The sequence below is a fragment of the Streptococcus mitis genome (genome assembly GCF_002096815.1).
Taxonomy (GTDB): domain Bacteria; phylum Bacillota; class Bacilli; order Lactobacillales; family Streptococcaceae; genus Streptococcus; species Streptococcus mitis_AD.
In genome coordinates, this window is sequence record NZ_NCVJ01000019.1 from 204,841 (window position 1) to 221,023 (window position 16,183).

Consider the following 16,183-nt stretch of genomic DNA (forward strand, 5'->3'; position numbering starts at 1 on the left):
AAATTTACTTTGCTTTTTAATTTCCAGGTAATAAGCTAAAAAGGTCCCCCGGACCTTCTTCGCTTACCTGTTTCCATGCTCGGGGTAAAAAGACTAAACTCAGTAACAACTAAAAAACAAGTTTTTCATCTAGTTACTTGACGCAGTCGCTGTCTGGTTTGAAATGCGCTCTAGCAAGCTTTTTCAAACCTAGTCATCGTTGCGGGGGTGAGACGACGAAATCGAACTCTGTGAGTTACCGGACCTTCTCTCACTTTCTTATTCCAAGGTGAGAGGCTGAAAACCTCCACTGGAGGTTTTTCTTGCTTTTTAATTTCAGGGCAAGAAGCTAAAAAGGTCCCCCGGACCTTTTTACTCCCAAAAGTCATCAAATACGGTGATTGGTAGGTGGCGTTTGTGTTGGCCTTTGTGCCACCAGTTTTCGATAGTTGCTTGAGCTTCTGGGCTGATTATTTTTCCTTCTAGGTAGTCGTCAATCTCTTCATAAGTGACTCCAAGGGCCACTTCGTCAGCTAGACCTGGTTTATCTTCTTCTAGGTCTGCTGTTGGGATTTTTTCATAAAGGGCTGGGTCTGCACCAAGTTCCTTCAAGAGTTGTTTTCCTTGGCGTTTATTGAGGCGATAAAGAGGGAGAATATCTGCACCACCATCACCAAACTTGGTAAAGAAGCCTGTGATATTTTCCGCAGCGTGGTCTGTTCCAATGACCGCTCCTCTATGGGAACCAGCAAGGGCATACTGAGCAATCATACGGCAACGTGCCTTGATATTGCCCTTGTTAAAATCTGAAACAGGACTACCTGTCGCTTCAACTGCAGCTGTCATAGCATCTGCAGACTCCTTGATATTCACAACCAAGCTGACATCTGGCTGGATGAAGGCTAGAGCTTTTTGAGCATCTGCTTCATCGGCTTGTACTCCATAAGGCAGGCGGACCGCAATAAATTTGTAGCTGTCATCACCCGTCTCTGCTCGCAGTTCTTCCATGGCCAGTTGAGCCAATCGTCCTGCTAAGGTTGAGTCTTGTCCTCCAGAAATTCCTAGTACAAAAGTTTTAAGGAAGGGATGCTTTTTCAGATATCTTTTTAAGAAATCAATAGAACGACAGATTTCTTCTTGGGCATCGATCACTGGTTTCACGCCTAGTTCTTGAATAATAATCTCTTGCAAACTCATTCTTCTTCTCCTTCACCGAGGGCTTCCTTACGCATCTTGTCAATCAAGTCCATCTTGTCTTGCCATACATCACGCGCCAAGTCCACTGGATAGTGTTGCGGATTGAGCACCCGTTTGTACTCGTCCCAGAGCTTGTCAAATTCCTTACGAGCATAGGCTTGAATATCAGGTAAACTTGGTAAGTCATAGACCAATTTCCCATCCTTAAAAATATCCACCAATAGAGGAACTGCATCAAAATTACGAACGGTCTTTTTGATATAGGTATAAGTCGGGTGGAACATCTTGATTTCTGTCATGCTGGCAACATCTACGCCATCATAAGTGATATAGTCTCCTTCTGACTTGCCTTTTTCACGACTGGTAATGCGCCACACCTGCTTCTTACCTGGTGTAGACACTTTTTCAGCATTATTTGACAGCTTGATAGTATTGCGCATCTGGCCATTTTCATCTTCGATTGCAACAATCTTATAAACTGCCCCAAGAGCTGGCTGGTCATAAGCTGTAATCAACTTGGTACCCACACCCCAGACATCAATCTTGGCCTTTTGCATCTTGAGGTTGAGGATAGTATTTTCGTCCAAATCATTAGAAGCATAAATCTTAGCCTCTGTAAATCCAGCCTCGTCCAGTTGCTGACGAACTTTCTTGGAAATGTAGGCAATATCCCCAGAATCAATCCGCACACCCATAAAGTTAATCTGGTTACCTAGCTCACGAGCCACCTGAATAGCAGCGGGTACCCCAATGCGAAGGGTGTCATAGGTGTCCACAAGAAATACACAGTTTTTGTGGGTCGCAGCATAAGCCTTGAAAGCCTCATAATCATTGCCATAAACCTGCACCAAGGCATGGGCATGAGTCCCCAAGACAGGAATGTCAAAGAGTTTACCAGCGCGCACGTTGCTGGTTCCATTGGCGCCACCAATCACCGCTGCGCGTGTTCCCCAGATAGCCGCATCCATTTCTTGAGCCCGACGTGTCCCAAACTCCATCAAGGGTTCATCTTCAATAACCGAGCGAATACGAGCTGCCTTAGTCGCCACCAAGGTCTGGTAGTTGACGATGTTCAAAAGAGCAGTTTCGACCAACTGACATTGAGCTAGAGGGCCTTCCACCTGTACAATCGGTTCATTAGCAAAGACCAAGTCCCCTTCTTGGGCAGAACGAACGGTCAACTCCAACTTGAAATTGCGAAGGTAGTCCAAGAATGCACCATGATAACCAAGCGACTCCAAATAGGCAATATCACTATCTGAAAAACGCAAGTTTTCAAGATAGTTCACAATTCTTTCTAAACCTGCAAAAACCGCATAGCCATTCTTAAAAGGCTGTTGGCGGAAATAAACCTCAAAGACCGCCTTTTTATTGTGAATCCCTTGGTCAAAGTAAACTTGCATCATGTTAATCTGGTACAAGTCCGTGTGCAATGTCAAACTATCATCTGGATACATACTTTTCCTACTTCCTTAGCTAGAAACACATGAAATTTTCAAAAACTTTCATGTATTCCAATAAATTAGTACTATTATATCACATTTTAGCTGGATTGAGAAAAGAGTAACAAGCTATTCTCCACTCTCCAGTTCATCCATATCTTGTTCAAACTTTTTCTGAGCCCATTCGCCATAGCTCTTAAGACCAAGATTGCCAATAAAGACCCAGGGAAGGTAAATAACATAAGTAATTGCCCAAGCAGATAGGTATTTAACGTTCAAAGGATTGTGCTGATAAACTTCTATGTTGAATTGATAATTCTGTAACATCAAAAGAGCCGTAATAGCCAAGGTTAGGAAAAAACAACCCAAAATCGTAAAATGAAAACGACTATAGTAGGTCACTCCCAGATAACGGGCACGATTGAAAAAGAAGAAAATTCCTACTATCAGAGTATAGACTAGAAAATTCGGATTAAAAAGAGATGGAGCCAACACTGCCACCAAATAGCTTAGAAGTACAAGCCCAATAAAGAGTGAAAAAGACTCTGCCCCAGCTTTATTGATTAGTTGTTCTTCTCTTTCGTCAAGTAATTGATAATGAATGAATTTATTTACCATCTTCTTCCTCCCAAAATAGTTGGTCTAGGGTTTTTCCTAAACATCTGCAAATAGACTGGCAAAGCGAGAGACTGGGATTGTATTTCCCTGCCTCTATCAAACCAATAGTCTGGCGCGTCACCCCCACAGCCTCTGCCAATTGACCTTGAGTTAAATCAAGCTCTACCCGAGCTAATTTTAATTTTAAATTTTTAGCCACCTGCGTCCTCCTTATAGTTTTAATACTCATCTACTCTTAAAAAATCCAAAATCAACACAAGCTGTCAGCTATTTATTATAACCTCATTAATTAGCACTCCAATATTATCTTCAGACTAAAATCAGTATGTTGGATTGTTTGAAATAAACTTCCTAGTTTGCTATTTGATTTTTTGTTTAGTATTAGCTTTAGTAGGGTCTTTTAAACGAGTTTTGATTGCTTGTATTCTTATTTAATTGCTTTCATATCACTATTATATAATGCTTTTGGAAATGAGTCTAGCATAAGACAAAAACGTGTACACAACAAGAGCAGGAGCATAGCAAGATGACTGATTTTTGCTGGATTTTAAGTCTGCAAAATAATACTAAATAAAACTAAAATGAATACTCCTTGCTTTTCTTGAGAGTGAACAAGTACAGTAAAATGATTGTAGTGATTACCACAAGATACTGACTAATAGACATCGTATTTGAAGCTACAAATACAGGTAAAGAATAAAAAGGAAGAAGTTCAATTGCTTTGATAAACAAATCATTACTAGTATTCATCATAATCGTATTTAATATATTAGGGATAAAGAGTAGTAAAGCTACTAAAATACCAAATACCAAGCCACTTTTCAATTTGTATAAATAGAAAATATAAGATAATAGAAAATAAAATAGGACTAACAAAATTGTATTGACTACAATGGATACTATAAAATCTAATCCTAAATCACCTGGAACACCCAATTTACTTACGATGACTAGTAGCACAATGCCATTCAAAGAATAAATAATGGAAACTGAGATGACATATAGAAAATTAGACCAGACGTAAATCATCCGATTTTTCTGTTGATTATAAAATAAACTGATCGTATTGTGGGAAAAATCCCTGCTAATAATTCGATTTGCATGTATAATAGCCATTAACATACCGAGCATAGCATAAAAGTTTGAAATATGCTTAATACCAAGCGATGTCCCTTGAGTCTTTAGAATAAAGAATGTAACCAATATCGGCGGTATAAACGAGATAATCAAACCGAGATATATTACGCCTGATGAATATAAATCTCTTATATTTTCCTTAAGAAAATTCAATTTATTTAATTTCATGATTATAACCTTCCTTTATTTTGAACGATTTAGATAAATATCTTTAAGCGTCTCTTTTTTAGTTTCAAAATCAACTACTTTAATAGAGTTTTCGTTAAAAAATTTAAAAAGCTCACTACTTTGAATATTCCCAGACATAGTAATTCTCAGTCCCTCTTTCTGAACAATATCCCCAAATTCTTGTTTGGTAATAAAAATGTCTTTATCTGTAGCTGATGAAAAAGCTATCTCAAACAAGCAATTATGACTATCTTTTCCTACTTTTTGAAATGTCAAAAGCCCGTTCTCCAAGAAAAGAACCCTCTCACAAATTTCTTCAATATCTTCTAATTTATGACTCGATATTAAAATTCCCACATTTTCATGTAAAGCTAAATTTTTTAGAACCGCTAAAACTATTTGTGATGATTCAATATCTAAACCATTAGTCGGTTCATCTAAAATCAATATATCAGGTTCCGTAACGAGAGTTAGAAGCAAAGCTAATTTTTGTTTTGTACCCAAAGAATAGGTCTTTACTTTTTTATTAATAGACTGAGTCAAATCTAACTCTTGGATCAAACTTCCAAATCTTTCTTGATTGTAGTCAATACCATATAAATTTGACAAATATTTTAAATTCTCTAAACCTGTTTTAGATAAAAATAATTTTGGTTCTTCGATTAAATACCCAACATTATCACTACTTATAATATTCCCTAAATTCGGTTCATTATTCTGAACAAGAATTTTCATCAATGTACTCTTGCCAACTCCGTTTCTCCCTACTAGACCAACAATTTCACCCTTATTAAGTGCGAAATTTATATCTTTGAGAATGGTTGAATGACCATAATTTTTACTTACATTTATAACTTCCATTTTTTAATTCCTCCATTAATATTCTTGGTTTTCTCTTTGATCATCATTAATTTTAAAAAGTTGCGCCTCTTTTTAACAACATTATATCATATATCTAACTTAATGCAATATATAAATGTCATTTTGTAAAATTTTATTAACAAAAAACTCTCTACCATAAAAATAGAGAGTGTTAAGTTTAAATATAGGATTTCAAAATATCGACGACATCACTTCTTTTCTTAACCTGATAGGACTTGATTCCCAATTTCTCAGCTACGATTGCATTGTCTTCAATATCGTCTAGAAAGACACAATTTGTAGGATTTAACTGGTATTTATCGAGAATCCCCTTCATACTTATGTCAAGAACCCCTCTTTGATTTATGCTTTCATATTCATCTTACAGATTCTTTTGGTAATAATATCTTTGCCCAATGTAGGGATAGTCTTGTAAGCTAAAGACTTCCTTGTAGCCATGCATTTTATAAAAATCTGGAGCTTGAAACTGGTAGGTATTGACAAAAGCAAAACGACAGTTTCGATTCTTAGCTTCAGTTTCTGCTTGTTGCAATAGTTTTGAACCGATTCCTTGCCCTCTAAGTTCCTCTTTTACAAATAAATACTCGATTTCTAGCCAATTTCCAAAAGTCTCTGCTATCAAACCCGCCAGGAGATTGCCCTTTTCATCTTCGACATAAAGATTAAGTGGCTTACTTTCAGCCTCTTCTCTTTTTGAACGATTATAAGCACGAATCAGATTCCCTATTTCTTGTGATTTATGGGATTCCTTATTTTCCAATCTAAAGTACATCTAAATCTCCTTAAATACTGTTACAGCTTGATTATAGTCTTATTTCAATAGACTGTCAAACTAGCAAAAACTCACCAACCTGAGTTGATGAGTTTCAAATCTATTTTCTAAATTTCCACTGGCTATAAATCCCGAAACCGATAATCCAGATAGCTGATCCGATTGCTCCTACAAATGTAGACTCTTGTAAAAAGAGGGTTACGAAGACAAAGGCAAAGAAGAGCATGGTTAAAGGATTTAGGAAACGATAATGGGGCATGAGATAGCCATCCGCCATAAAGTCTGGTGACTTGCGGTATTTAAGGTGAGCCACCATAATCAAGATATAAATGGCAATATAAACACCTGATGATGATGCCGTAATCAAGGCAAAGGCATCTGAAACACCTGGCAAGACATTAATAAAGGCTGCTAGGGCAATCAAGATTGCTGAAGCGATGATGGCATTTTGTGGCACATTGTGGCGAGAAAGAGTATCTGCCTTAATAGCCTTTAAGAATGAATTTGGCGAATCATGAGCAATCTGGTACAAATGACGTCCTGTTGAATAAAGGGTTGAGTTAAGAGCAGATGCTGCTGATGTCAAAACGACGAAGTTAATCAAGGCTGCTGCCCACTTGATACCTGCCAATTCAAATACTGTAACAAAAGGAGAATCAGCAGAAGCAAGCTCACGCCATGGAATGATAGCCATGATGGCTAAGAGGGCACCACCGTAGAAAAAGGCGATACGCAAAGGAATTTCCTTAACGGCTTTTGGCAAGACTTGACGTGGATTTTTGGTTTCAGAAGTTGTTACCCCGATAAACTCAATCATGAGGTAAGCAAAGAAAACCATCTGAAAGGCCATGACAAAGTTCACTCCACCATTAGGGAAGAGGGAGAAATTGTCGGTGATATTGGCCAAACTTGCTACTCCATGTGGTGTCTTAAAGCCTGTCAAGACCATAAAGACTCCTGTGGCAATCATAGCTAAAATAGCCACAATCTTGACCATCGCAAACCAAAACTCAACTTCCCCAAAGAGCTTCACCGCAATCAGATTGACTAAGGCTAGAATGGTCAAAAATCCAATCTCAATCATCCAACTTGGCCAGCTAGGGAACCAAAACTGAACATAGTGAGAGATAGCAGTGATTTCCGCCATACCTATAAAGACAACGGATAGCCAGTAGGACCAAACCGAGAAATAACCCCAGCCCTTACCCAAATGGCGCGTGATAAAGTTGATAAAGGTATGTTGCTCAGGGTCTTGGTAGAGCATTTCCCCAACCGCACGCATCATAAGGAACATGAAAGCCCCAGTAATCATATAAATCAGTACAATGGAAGGACCTGTAAGGCTAATAGAACGACCTGCTCCCAAAAAGAGTCCTGTTCCGATTGTTCCCGCAATGGCCATAACCTGCACGTGACGATTAGTCAGACCACGCTCCATCTTGTTTTTTTTCTTCTTTGAACTCATATAGTCTCCAATTCTTTTTAAACCTAAAAAGGAGCAAAGAAGGATTTTTCCCTCTTTTTACTCCTTTTAATCATTAGGCTGTTTTTTCAACCTTCAAGATTTTTACATCATAGCTACCAACAGGTGTTTCAATTGTTGCTGTATCACCTGTTTTCTTGCCAATCAAGGCTTGTCCAATTGGGCTTTCATTTGAAACTTTACCTGCAAAGGCATCCGCACCCGCTGAACCTACGATAATATAAACTTCTTCTTCGTCCTCACCAATTTCTTGGATAGTGACTGTTTTACCAATCGCTACTTCGTCTTGGGCAACTGAGTCACTATTGACGATTTCAGCATAACGGATTTTTGTTTCCAAGCTAGAGATTTGTCCTTCGACAAAGGCTTGTTCATCCTTAGCTGCTTCGTATTCACTGTTTTCAGAAAGGTCACCGTATGAACGGGCAATCTTAATGCGTTCTACCACTTCTGGACGGCGGACCAATTTCAATTCTTCTAATTCTTTTTCAAGTTTTTCCTTTTCCTCAAGGGTCATAGGATATGTTTTTTCTGCCATTTTTCTCAACTTTCCTTCGATAATATTGAATCTCTATCTGAGATTCTCATGTTTGTAGTCTTAGTTTGAACTACTATTTTGAGTAAGCTTGCTATTGACGTGCTCAGCTACATTACGATCATGTTCTTCCTGTGTCACTGCGTAATAGACTTTACCATCTGTAACATTGGCTACAAAGTATAGGTTCTCACTCTTAGTTTGATTGATACTTGCTTCAATCGCGTCCTGACTTGGGCTATCTACTGGACCAGGCATCAAACCAGGTTTTGTATAAACATTGTATGGTGAATTAATCGATGTATCAATTCCAGCATCATCTGCTAGGCTGATATTTTGACCAAGTTTCCCTTGGGCATACAAGATTGCAATATTGCTTTGAAGTGGCATACCAAGATTCAAACGGTTGTAGAAAACACCCGCAATCAACTTACGGTCTTCAGTCTTAGCCCCTTCTTTTTCAACCAGTGAAGCAATTGTTAGCAATTCATTGACTGTCAAGTTCTTAGACTTAATTGCACTATAGTGCGGAGTCAAGGTCTTATCCATAGCTGCCAGCATCTCATCAATCAAGCTTTCAATAGTTGTGCTTTCCTTGATAGAGTAGGTCGCTGGGAAAAGATAACCTTCCAAACGGTAACGAGCTCCACTTTCTTTCGTTGGCAAGCTTTCGAGTAGGTTTGGATATTTAGCAACTTCTTGACTGATAAAGTTGTCATCTTGCACTTTAGCCAAGAAAGCTTCCGCTGTCAAAGGTTCTTTAAATTCACCTTGTAATTGGCCTACAGCTTGGGCGATTTGATCAATGGTATATCCTTCTGGAATTGTCAAGTTTGCAAGAGATGGAGCCTGAGGTTCAGGTGTACCACCTTTTTGCAGTTCCTTAATGATGTCCTCTGTACTCATGCTCTTTTGCAAATTGTAATATCCAGCCTTCAAATCTGAATAATTCTTATATTTTGCATAGAAAGCAAAAATCACACCGTGTTTAATCACACCAGAATGCTCAAGAGTTGATCCGATTTCTTGGACATTGGCTCCTTCTGGAATTTGAACAGTCACATATTCCTTAGAATTTGCATCAACAGGTAGCAAGGATGACTGAACATACTGATAACCGAAGTAACCACCTGCCGAAATCAAGGCTAGGAAAATCAGTAGAGAAATGAAGAATGCCTTCAAATGTGATTTTTTCTTCTTAACTGGTTTAACTGTCTCACGGCGACTACGTCTAGGAACTGAACCTAGGCTATCTGCCGATTCAGCTAACTCAGATAGCTCATTATCCACTGCAGGAGTACTAACTTCTTCCTGTTGTCTACTTGTTTTATACGACACCGCAACCTTTGTTGGAATCTCGTTAAATTCTTTGTCTTCGTTAAGTTTTACAGGTTCTACTTTTGGTTGAACTGGCTCGAAAACAGGTTCTACTGGTTCAACTACCGCTTCAATTTTAGGTTCTGCAACTTCTTCATTTCCTGCAATTTCATCCGAAATATTATTAGAACGTGATGGAACACCAGGAGCATTCTTTAATATTTGATCCACAACAGAAAGAGAATTAGCCATCAACTCTTCTGCTGAAGGTTCATGTTCCTGAGTTGAAGGATCTACTGAATCTTCTTGAGATAAAGGAGTTTCAAAACTTGTAATCTCGTTTTCTTGCTCACTTCTATCTTGTTTTTTTACTCTCTCTAAATCACGTAAAATTTGCTCTTTAAAGCTTAATTTTTCGTCTTCTCTTGTTTTTTCACTCAAAAGTTTATCCTCCTCGTTGACAATCCATAATATTATATCTTAAAAACGAAAGAAAAGCAACCTAGCATGCTTTTCTCGCTTATTTTTTAGCTTCCCAGACCATATCATACCAGGTTTCCCCTGCAAAGGTTGACTGAGACCGGCCTTCATTGACAAATCCATGTTTTTCGTAGTAGGCGATGAGATAGTCATGACAGGTTAGGTTAATACCTTCTCTTTCGTGTTCAAGAGCCAACTCTTTCAAGGCTGTTAATAATTTTTGACCAAGTCCAAGGCCCTGTGCTTCCTTGGCAATGGAAAGACAGGTCACAGAGATATAACCACCCGGCTCATGACTATAATCTTCTATCTCTTCTGTAAAAGACTGATCTTGCAGATGACGGTGTGGTCCAACTGGCCCTTCTATATACCCCATGATTCTGCCTTCTTTTTCTGCAACCAGAAACGAGGTCTGAATTTTTCGCAAATGAGCTTCAAAAACCGAGCGAGGAATGGCTTCTTCAAGTGAGAAATTTTCTAGTTCAATCTCAACGATACGATCTAAATCTTCTAATCTTGCTTTCCTGATTTTCATTGTGCCTCCAGATAAAAGGGATTAAACCAAATCATACTAAAACCTTGACTAGCTGCATAAAGGGAAGTTTCTTCATCAATAAAACCGTTCATTTCAAAATAGGATAGCAACTCATCAGGACTCTTCAAACGAATAGCTTTGTAATCCAGCTCAACCGCCACCTCTTTCAAGGCTGCAAGAAGAAGCGTGCCCAAGCCCTGTCTCTGATGGCCAGAGTCAATGACTAAAGAATGCATTTCTAGACATTGCGGATTATGTGGCTGAGGATCGCCTAGAACATAGCCCAGAAGCTGATTTTCATCCCTAGCTAGAAGAAAGGTATCCGCACACTTACGGATACTTTCTTCTAAAATATGGGAAGGTTGCTGCTTTTCAGCTGGAAAAGATGAGGCCTGAAGTGCCTCTATCTCAGTTAAATCAGACTTACTTGCCCGAATGATTTTAATTGGAATTTCCATGAGAACTTCCTATTGAACATTGCTTGTCAGGTTAGACAAGAGACGCTCGAATGAATATTCATAGGTTTGGATATCTCCTGCTCCCATAAAGACGTAAACAGCATTGTCATGGTCTAGGAGTGGAGAAACATTTTCAACAGTAATCACTTGGTGTTTCTTATTGATTTTATTGGCTAGGTCTTCTACCTTAACATCACCATGGTCTACTTCACGAGCAGATCCATAAATTTGGGCTAGATAAACAGCATCCGCTTGGTTCAAAGCGTGGGCAAATTCGTCCAACAAGGCAATGGTTCTTGTAAAAGTATGCGGTTGGAAGACTGCAACAATTTCCTTGCTTGGGTATTTTTGACGCGCCGCATCCAAGGTCGCAATAATTTCTGTTGGATGGTGAGCAAAGTCATCGATAATCACCGTGTCATTGACAATTTTCTCAGTGAAACGACGCTTAACACCGGCAAATGTTTTCAAGTGTTCACGCACCAAGTTCAAATCAAATCCTGCTGTGTAAAGAAGACCAATAACGGCTGTCGCATTCATGATATTGTGACGACCAAAGGTTGGAATGTGGAATTGCCCTAATTCTTGACCACGGAAATGAACTGTGAAGGTTGAACCAGTTGTTGAACGAAGAAGATCACTAGCAACAAAGTCATTACCTTCTGCTTCAAAACCATAATAATAAATTGGTGCATCAGACGTAATCTTACGCAATTCAGCATCTTCTCCGTAGATAAACAAACCTTTGGTAATTTGTTTAGCATAGTCGTTAAAGGCATTGAAAACATCCTCTAGACTTGTGAAATAGTCTGGATGGTCAAAGTCAATGTTAGTGATGATAGAATATTCTGGGTGGTAAGGCATGAAGTGGCGCTCATATTCGTCAGATTCAAAGACAAAATATTTGGCATTAGCTGATCCACGACCTGTCCCGTCTCCAATCAAGAAGCTAGTATCTGTGATATGAGACAAGACATGAGACAACATACCTGTCGTTGAAGTTTTTCCGTGCGCTCCAGCAACTCCCATGCTAACAAAGTCGCGCATAAAGCTACCTAGGAACTCATGGTAACGTTTGTAGCTAATGCCATTTTGGTCCGCATAGGCAATTTCGACGTTGTTATCTGGACGAAAGGCATTTCCAGCGATAATTTCCATATCACCGTCTAGATTCTTTTCATCAAAAGGAAGAATGGTAATTCCTGCCTGCTCAAGACCACGTTGAGTAAAGTAGTACTTTTCAACATCTGAACCCTGTACCTTATGCCCCATTTGGTGCAACATCAAGGCCAAGGCACTCATACCTGATCCCTTAATTCCGATAAAATGATATGTCTTTGACATGTTTTCTCCCCTATTCCGTAATTCTTGTCAGATTCAACTCTTGGGCAACCTGACGTTCTTGTTCTTTTTGTTGATTCTTTTTATTGTAGATTTGGCTCTTCTTCAGAAAATCATAATTGTTTTTCTTTGGGCCTGAAGTTTCTTTTGGCTCAGCTTGAGTCGACATATTGTTCACTTCTTCCGCCAAGATGTAATGAGACTGAGTCAATTTTTGACTGTATTTGACAAATTCGCCAGGATTTTCCTTTTGGAAAGGCGCGGTAGGTTGATTGCCCTGTCTATCCAAACGTTGCTGAGAAGGGCGCCTTGTAGGAGTAATATCCTTAGTCAGATAACTTGCTGAGCGTTTCTTTTTCAAGTCCGCACGCGCTTCTTCACGCGCCACCTCCGCATAGCTTTTTCCTTCTTTTTTAACTCCTAAACCAGCCTTCTTAGGTTTCTCTACTAGCTTTTCAATCTGTTTTACTGGTTTTTCTTCAGTAATAGGGGCCCACTCCAGATAATTCTTATCACGGTATTCTCCCTTGATATTACTGATAAAGTCAGATTCATCATAGAGGTCCATAACCGGCATCTCAGTCAACATGATCTCATCATCTGACACCAATGGAAATCGTTCTTCTCTCATTTTCTATTTCCTTTCAACACTTCATTATAGCGTATTGTCTTGATTTTTCAAGTGCTGGCTTCAGAAATTCCCAAAATTTCTCTAATTTCTGCTAGGCTGAGACTGCCACGTGACTCTGTTCCATCCAATACTTGTGACACTAGATGTTTCTTTTGTTCTTGGAGTTCCTGAATTTTTTCTTCAATGGTTCCCCTGGTCACTAAGCGATAAACCTCAACCGTTTCTTCCTGACCTATCCGATGGGCACGGCCAATAGCTTGCGCTTCCACCGCAGGATTCCACCAAAGGTCAACCAAAATAACCGTATCAGCACCTGTCAGATTCAGACCGACACCACCAGCCTTGAGGGAAATCAGAAAGGCATCTCTTTCCCCTTGGTTAAAGGCTTTGGTCATATCTTGTCTTTCCTTGGCTGGGGTCGAACCGGTAATTTTAAAGGAAGTCAAGCCCAAGTCTGGCAATTCTTGTTCAATTTTCTCCAACATTCCCTTGAACTGCGAGAAAATCAAGACACGGTGTCCGCCGTCTGCCACCTGTAGTAGCAGGTCTCGAAGACTATCTAGTTTGCCACTGGCTCCCTGATAATCTTCCATAAAGAGGGCAGGAGTGTCACAGATTTGACGCAAGCGCATCAGACCAGACAAGATTTCCACCCGACTTCGTTGGAATTCCTGATCTGACACTTGAGCCAGACGGTCTCGCATCTGTTGTAACTGGGCTAGGTAGATAGCCTTTTGCTGGTCTTCCAGTTCATTTTTATAAACCACTTCAATCAAGTCTGGTAATTCAGTCAGAACTTCATCTTTCTTGCGCCGCATAACGAAAGGCTTGATAAACTGAGCTACTCGCTCAGCTGGCAATTTCATAAATTCTTTCTGGCTTGGCAAGAGTCCTGGCATAACAATTTGGAAAATAGACCACAGCTCACCTAGATGGTTTTCAATCGGAGTCCCTGACAAGGCAAAGACCGACGGCACCACAAATTGTCTCAAGGTCTGGGCAATCTTGGTCTGGGCGTTTTTCATGACCTGAGCCTCATCTAAGAAAAGGAAGTCAAAGGCAATCCCCTGATAAAGATCACTGTCCTGACGGAAGGTAGCATAACTCGTCACATAGATTTGATGACTCTCAGCAAGAATCTCTTCACGACTAGCTTTCAAACCATGAACAACAGCCACATCCAACTGTGGAGCAAATTTCTGAAACTCATCTGCCCAGTTGTAAATCAAACCAGACGGAGCTAAAATCAAAACTCGACTTTCTTTGGTCACTTGACTGGTCAAAAAAGCAATGGTCTGAAGGGTTTTACCAAGTCCCATATCATCAGCCAAAATCCCACCAAAACCATAATGGTGGAGCATTTGTAGCCAGCCGATTCCCTTTTCCTGATAATCTCGCAAATCAGCCTGAACCTGAGTTGCTTGTCTAGGGAAGTCCTCTGGATGCGTCAAATCGTGAGCCAGATTCTGGAATTCTTGTGAAAAAGAAACACGGTCTCGCCCTTCAAAAAGATAAGCTAAACTATAAGCCAAAGATTTTCGAGCCTGCAAGGCCCCATCTTTTAACTCAAATTGCCCCAGTTCCTGTAGATTTTGTCGAATTTTCTTGGTTTCTTCATCGAAAAAGTAGACCTGATTGGACGAATCAATGTAAAAATCTTGATTGGCAACCAAGGCCTGCATGGCTTGGTCAATTTCCTCTTGGTCAATATCTTGAAAATCAAATTGAATTTCCAAGAGGCCTCCCTTGGAAGCAATCTGCACTTGAGGGCTTGCTAGGTTATAGAGTTCTTCTAACTTGTCTGATAAATCAACATTCCCGAGTTTTTCAAAGACTGGAATGATTTCATGGAAGAAATGATAGACAGACTCTGCTTTTAAGGCCTGACGCCAAGATTGAAAGTCTGCTTCAAATCCAGCTGCCAAACAGACTTGGAAAACTCTTTCTTCTAAGTCAGCATCACTCGAAAATGGTAATTCTTCTAGCTCTTGTCGGCTAGATACCTGCTTATCTCCATAATCAAACTGAATTTCTAAACGAATCCGATTATCCTCTTCCCTATCAAAATAAAAAGAGGGTTCAAAAGTTTTGATTTGTAGACGTTCTGGAGCTGAAACGGTACCCATCTGGCTAAAAAGAGTCAGACAAGAAGCCAATTTATCTCGGTCACTACTATCAAATTGCAGGTATTTCTTTCCATGTTGATCCAAAGGTACCGCTTTGATTTCCTTGAGAAGACGCATCTGCTGGTCTGTTTGAAAATAAACCTGTCCTTTATGGAAAAGTACAGCTCCCTGATAAAAGACATTGACCCGAGGACTCTCACTGATTTCCATTTCAAAATAATCCGGGTATTCTGTTACTGTAAAGGCAAAAAGATTGGCATCAGCATGCATATCCTGAAAAAGTAGGGTCTGGTAGCTATCCACTTGGTGGTCAAATTGAAAATGAGGCAAGCTCATCAATAAATTCACACCCTGCTCAAAAAAGGTCAGAGGGAAAAAGAGGTGCCGACCTTGGTTTTGGAAAAAGAGATCTGGAGCCTGTCCTTCCTCTATTAGTCCGCGTAAGAAAGTCAAAAGTTCTTGGCTGGCCTCATCAAAGGATTCCAAAGAAAGAGACTCCTCATAAATCTTGCCAATCATATAAGACTTTCTCTTCTCAACAACTCTTAAAAATAGTGGAATATCCCGAATGACATAGTATTTTTGGCTATTGATTTGCCCGATTCTAAGCGTCCACAAGATATGATTAGTTCCTGCTTCCACCTGACCCACAGCTGATAATTCATAGGCTCGGTCTGATTTTGGAGACAAGATTCGATCCAAAAACTTGCCACCCAAGGTCACCTTGGTTTCAACGGCCTCTTTTTCTTCATGACCTTCTTCCAGACTCTGCAAGATTTCCTGACCGCGCTCATCATTTTTCAAAAAATGCTCCAGCGCTGCCAAATGCACACAGTAGCCCCTCCTTTGGAAAAAATCGCAAGCACAAAAAACCAAATCATCCTCTAAACTATAGCGCAGTTCTTCTTCTGAAACGCGAGCGTAGAGCCGATTGTTCTTTTCCTTGATGATGTCAACCTTACCAGTTTCATAAAGGGCAACGCCTTCGATACGGACCTTCCCCGGAATCAATTTAGCCATATTTTTACCTTTACCTTATCTTTTTATTATACCATATTTTCGCCTATGAAAATAGCCTTCTA

The 16,183-nt window shown here is 39.8% G+C and carries 16 protein-coding genes; all 16 read right to left on the bottom strand.

Features of this window, described 5'->3' with window-relative positions; translation table 11 throughout:
• Positions 1 to 351: 351 nt before the first annotated feature.
• Positions 352 to 1,176, bottom strand: coding sequence for an ammonia-dependent NAD(+) synthetase (gene nadE, locus B7696_RS05065; protein WP_084862522.1), 825 nt, complete (start codon positions 1,174 to 1,176; stop codon positions 352 to 354).
• Positions 1,173 to 2,633 carry a nicotinate phosphoribosyltransferase gene (locus B7696_RS05070; RefSeq protein WP_084862524.1) on the bottom strand — a complete coding sequence of 487 codons (1,461 nt, stop codon included), beginning with the start codon at positions 2,631 to 2,633 and terminating at the stop codon, positions 1,173 to 1,175. Before B7696_RS05070 ends, nadE begins: the two co-directional genes overlap by 4 nt.
• 114 nt (positions 2,634 to 2,747) lie before the next feature.
• Positions 2,748 to 3,236 (bottom strand): DUF6773 family protein, encoded by a 489-nt coding sequence (locus B7696_RS05075; RefSeq protein WP_033680009.1) that lies wholly within the window; start codon positions 3,234 to 3,236, stop codon positions 2,748 to 2,750.
• Positions 3,226 to 3,435: a helix-turn-helix transcriptional regulator gene (locus tag B7696_RS05080; RefSeq protein ID WP_001107500.1), complete on the bottom strand. Its 210-nt coding sequence runs from the start codon at positions 3,433 to 3,435 to the stop codon at positions 3,226 to 3,228. The genes B7696_RS05075 and B7696_RS05080 overlap by 11 nt, the downstream gene beginning before the upstream one ends.
• A 377-nt stretch (positions 3,436 to 3,812) precedes the next feature.
• Positions 3,813 to 4,541 (bottom strand): ABC transporter permease, encoded by a 729-nt coding sequence (locus B7696_RS05085; protein WP_049552261.1) that lies wholly within the window; start codon positions 4,539 to 4,541, stop codon positions 3,813 to 3,815.
• A 15-nt stretch (positions 4,542 to 4,556) separates the two neighbouring features.
• Positions 4,557 to 5,402 carry an ABC transporter ATP-binding protein gene (locus tag B7696_RS05090; protein WP_084862526.1) on the bottom strand — a complete coding sequence of 282 codons (846 nt, stop codon included), beginning with the start codon at positions 5,400 to 5,402 and terminating at the stop codon, positions 4,557 to 4,559.
• A gap of 178 nt (positions 5,403 to 5,580) precedes the next feature.
• Complete coding sequence (locus B7696_RS10430) at positions 5,581 to 5,739, bottom strand: hypothetical protein (RefSeq protein ID WP_083279222.1); 159 nt, start codon at positions 5,737 to 5,739, stop codon at positions 5,581 to 5,583.
• Between the two features lie 45 nt (positions 5,740 to 5,784).
• Positions 5,785 to 6,195, bottom strand: coding sequence for a GNAT family N-acetyltransferase (locus B7696_RS05100; RefSeq protein WP_084862528.1), 411 nt, complete (start codon positions 6,193 to 6,195; stop codon positions 5,785 to 5,787).
• A 100-nt stretch (positions 6,196 to 6,295) separates the two neighbouring features.
• The gene (locus tag B7696_RS05105; protein ID WP_049552262.1) at positions 6,296 to 7,660 is read right to left on the bottom strand and encodes an amino acid permease; all 1,365 of its coding nucleotides are present in this window, start codon (positions 7,658 to 7,660) and stop codon (positions 6,296 to 6,298) included.
• Between the two features lie 73 nt (positions 7,661 to 7,733).
• The gene (gene greA, locus B7696_RS05110) at positions 7,734 to 8,216 is read right to left on the bottom strand and encodes a transcription elongation factor GreA (protein ID WP_000818768.1); all 483 of its coding nucleotides are present in this window, start codon (positions 8,214 to 8,216) and stop codon (positions 7,734 to 7,736) included.
• 60 nt (positions 8,217 to 8,276) lie between these two features.
• Entirely contained in the window at positions 8,277 to 9,971 is a 1,695-nt protein-coding gene (gene mltG / locus B7696_RS05115; RefSeq protein ID WP_084862529.1) for an endolytic transglycosylase MltG, read from the bottom strand.
• Between the two features lie 79 nt (positions 9,972 to 10,050).
• On the bottom strand, positions 10,051 to 10,545 hold the full coding sequence (locus B7696_RS05120; protein ID WP_084862531.1) for a GNAT family N-acetyltransferase: 495 nt from the start codon (positions 10,543 to 10,545) through the stop codon (positions 10,051 to 10,053).
• Positions 10,542 to 11,003, bottom strand: coding sequence for a GNAT family N-acetyltransferase (locus B7696_RS05125; RefSeq protein ID WP_084862533.1), 462 nt, complete (start codon positions 11,001 to 11,003; stop codon positions 10,542 to 10,544). Before B7696_RS05125 ends, B7696_RS05120 begins: the two co-directional genes overlap by 4 nt.
• A gap of 9 nt (positions 11,004 to 11,012) precedes the next feature.
• Positions 11,013 to 12,347: a UDP-N-acetylmuramate--L-alanine ligase gene (gene murC, locus B7696_RS05130; RefSeq protein WP_020902223.1), complete on the bottom strand. Its 1,335-nt coding sequence runs from the start codon at positions 12,345 to 12,347 to the stop codon at positions 11,013 to 11,015.
• 10 nt (positions 12,348 to 12,357) lie between these two features.
• The gene (locus tag B7696_RS05135; RefSeq protein ID WP_001206454.1) at positions 12,358 to 12,975 is read right to left on the bottom strand and encodes a divisome accessory protein ZapJ; all 618 of its coding nucleotides are present in this window, start codon (positions 12,973 to 12,975) and stop codon (positions 12,358 to 12,360) included.
• Positions 12,976 to 13,022: 47 nt separating this feature from the next.
• Positions 13,023 to 16,121: a pilus expression-regulating Snf2 family helicase gene (locus B7696_RS05140; RefSeq protein WP_084862534.1), complete on the bottom strand. Its 3,099-nt coding sequence runs from the start codon at positions 16,119 to 16,121 to the stop codon at positions 13,023 to 13,025.
• Positions 16,122 to 16,183 lie beyond the last annotated feature (62 nt).

Coding starts and splice junctions, on each gene's coding strand:
- nadE (WP_084862522.1), bottom strand. CDS start 1,176: ATGAGTTTGCAAGAGATTATTATTCAAGAACTAGGCGTGAAACCAGTG.
- B7696_RS05070 (WP_084862524.1), bottom strand. CDS start 2,633: ATGTATCCAGATGATAGTTTGACATTGCACACGGACTTGTACCAGATT.
- B7696_RS05075 (WP_033680009.1), bottom strand. CDS start 3,236: ATGGTAAATAAATTCATTCATTATCAATTACTTGACGAAAGAGAAGAA.
- B7696_RS05085 (WP_049552261.1), bottom strand. CDS start 4,541: ATGAAATTAAATAAATTGAATTTTCTTAAGGAAAATATAAGAGATTTA.
- B7696_RS05090 (WP_084862526.1), bottom strand. CDS start 5,402: ATGGAAGTTATAAATGTAAGTAAAAATTATGGTCATTCAACCATTCTC.
- B7696_RS10430 (WP_083279222.1), bottom strand. CDS start 5,739: ATGAAGGGGATTCTCGATAAATACCAGTTAAATCCTACAAATTGTGTC.
- B7696_RS05100 (WP_084862528.1), bottom strand. CDS start 6,195: ATGTACTTTAGATTGGAAAATAAGGAATCCCATAAATCACAAGAAATA.
- B7696_RS05105 (WP_049552262.1), bottom strand. CDS start 7,660: ATGAGTTCAAAGAAGAAAAAAAACAAGATGGAGCGTGGTCTGACTAAT.
- greA (WP_000818768.1), bottom strand. CDS start 8,216: ATGGCAGAAAAAACATATCCTATGACCCTTGAGGAAAAGGAAAAACTT.
- B7696_RS05120 (WP_084862531.1), bottom strand. CDS start 10,545: ATGAAAATCAGGAAAGCAAGATTAGAAGATTTAGATCGTATCGTTGAG.
- B7696_RS05125 (WP_084862533.1), bottom strand. CDS start 11,003: ATGGAAATTCCAATTAAAATCATTCGGGCAAGTAAGTCTGATTTAACT.
- murC (WP_020902223.1), bottom strand. CDS start 12,347: ATGTCAAAGACATATCATTTTATCGGAATTAAGGGATCAGGTATGAGT.
- B7696_RS05135 (WP_001206454.1), bottom strand. CDS start 12,975: ATGAGAGAAGAACGATTTCCATTGGTGTCAGATGATGAGATCATGTTG.
- B7696_RS05140 (WP_084862534.1), bottom strand. CDS start 16,121: ATGGCTAAATTGATTCCGGGGAAGGTCCGTATCGAAGGCGTTGCCCTT.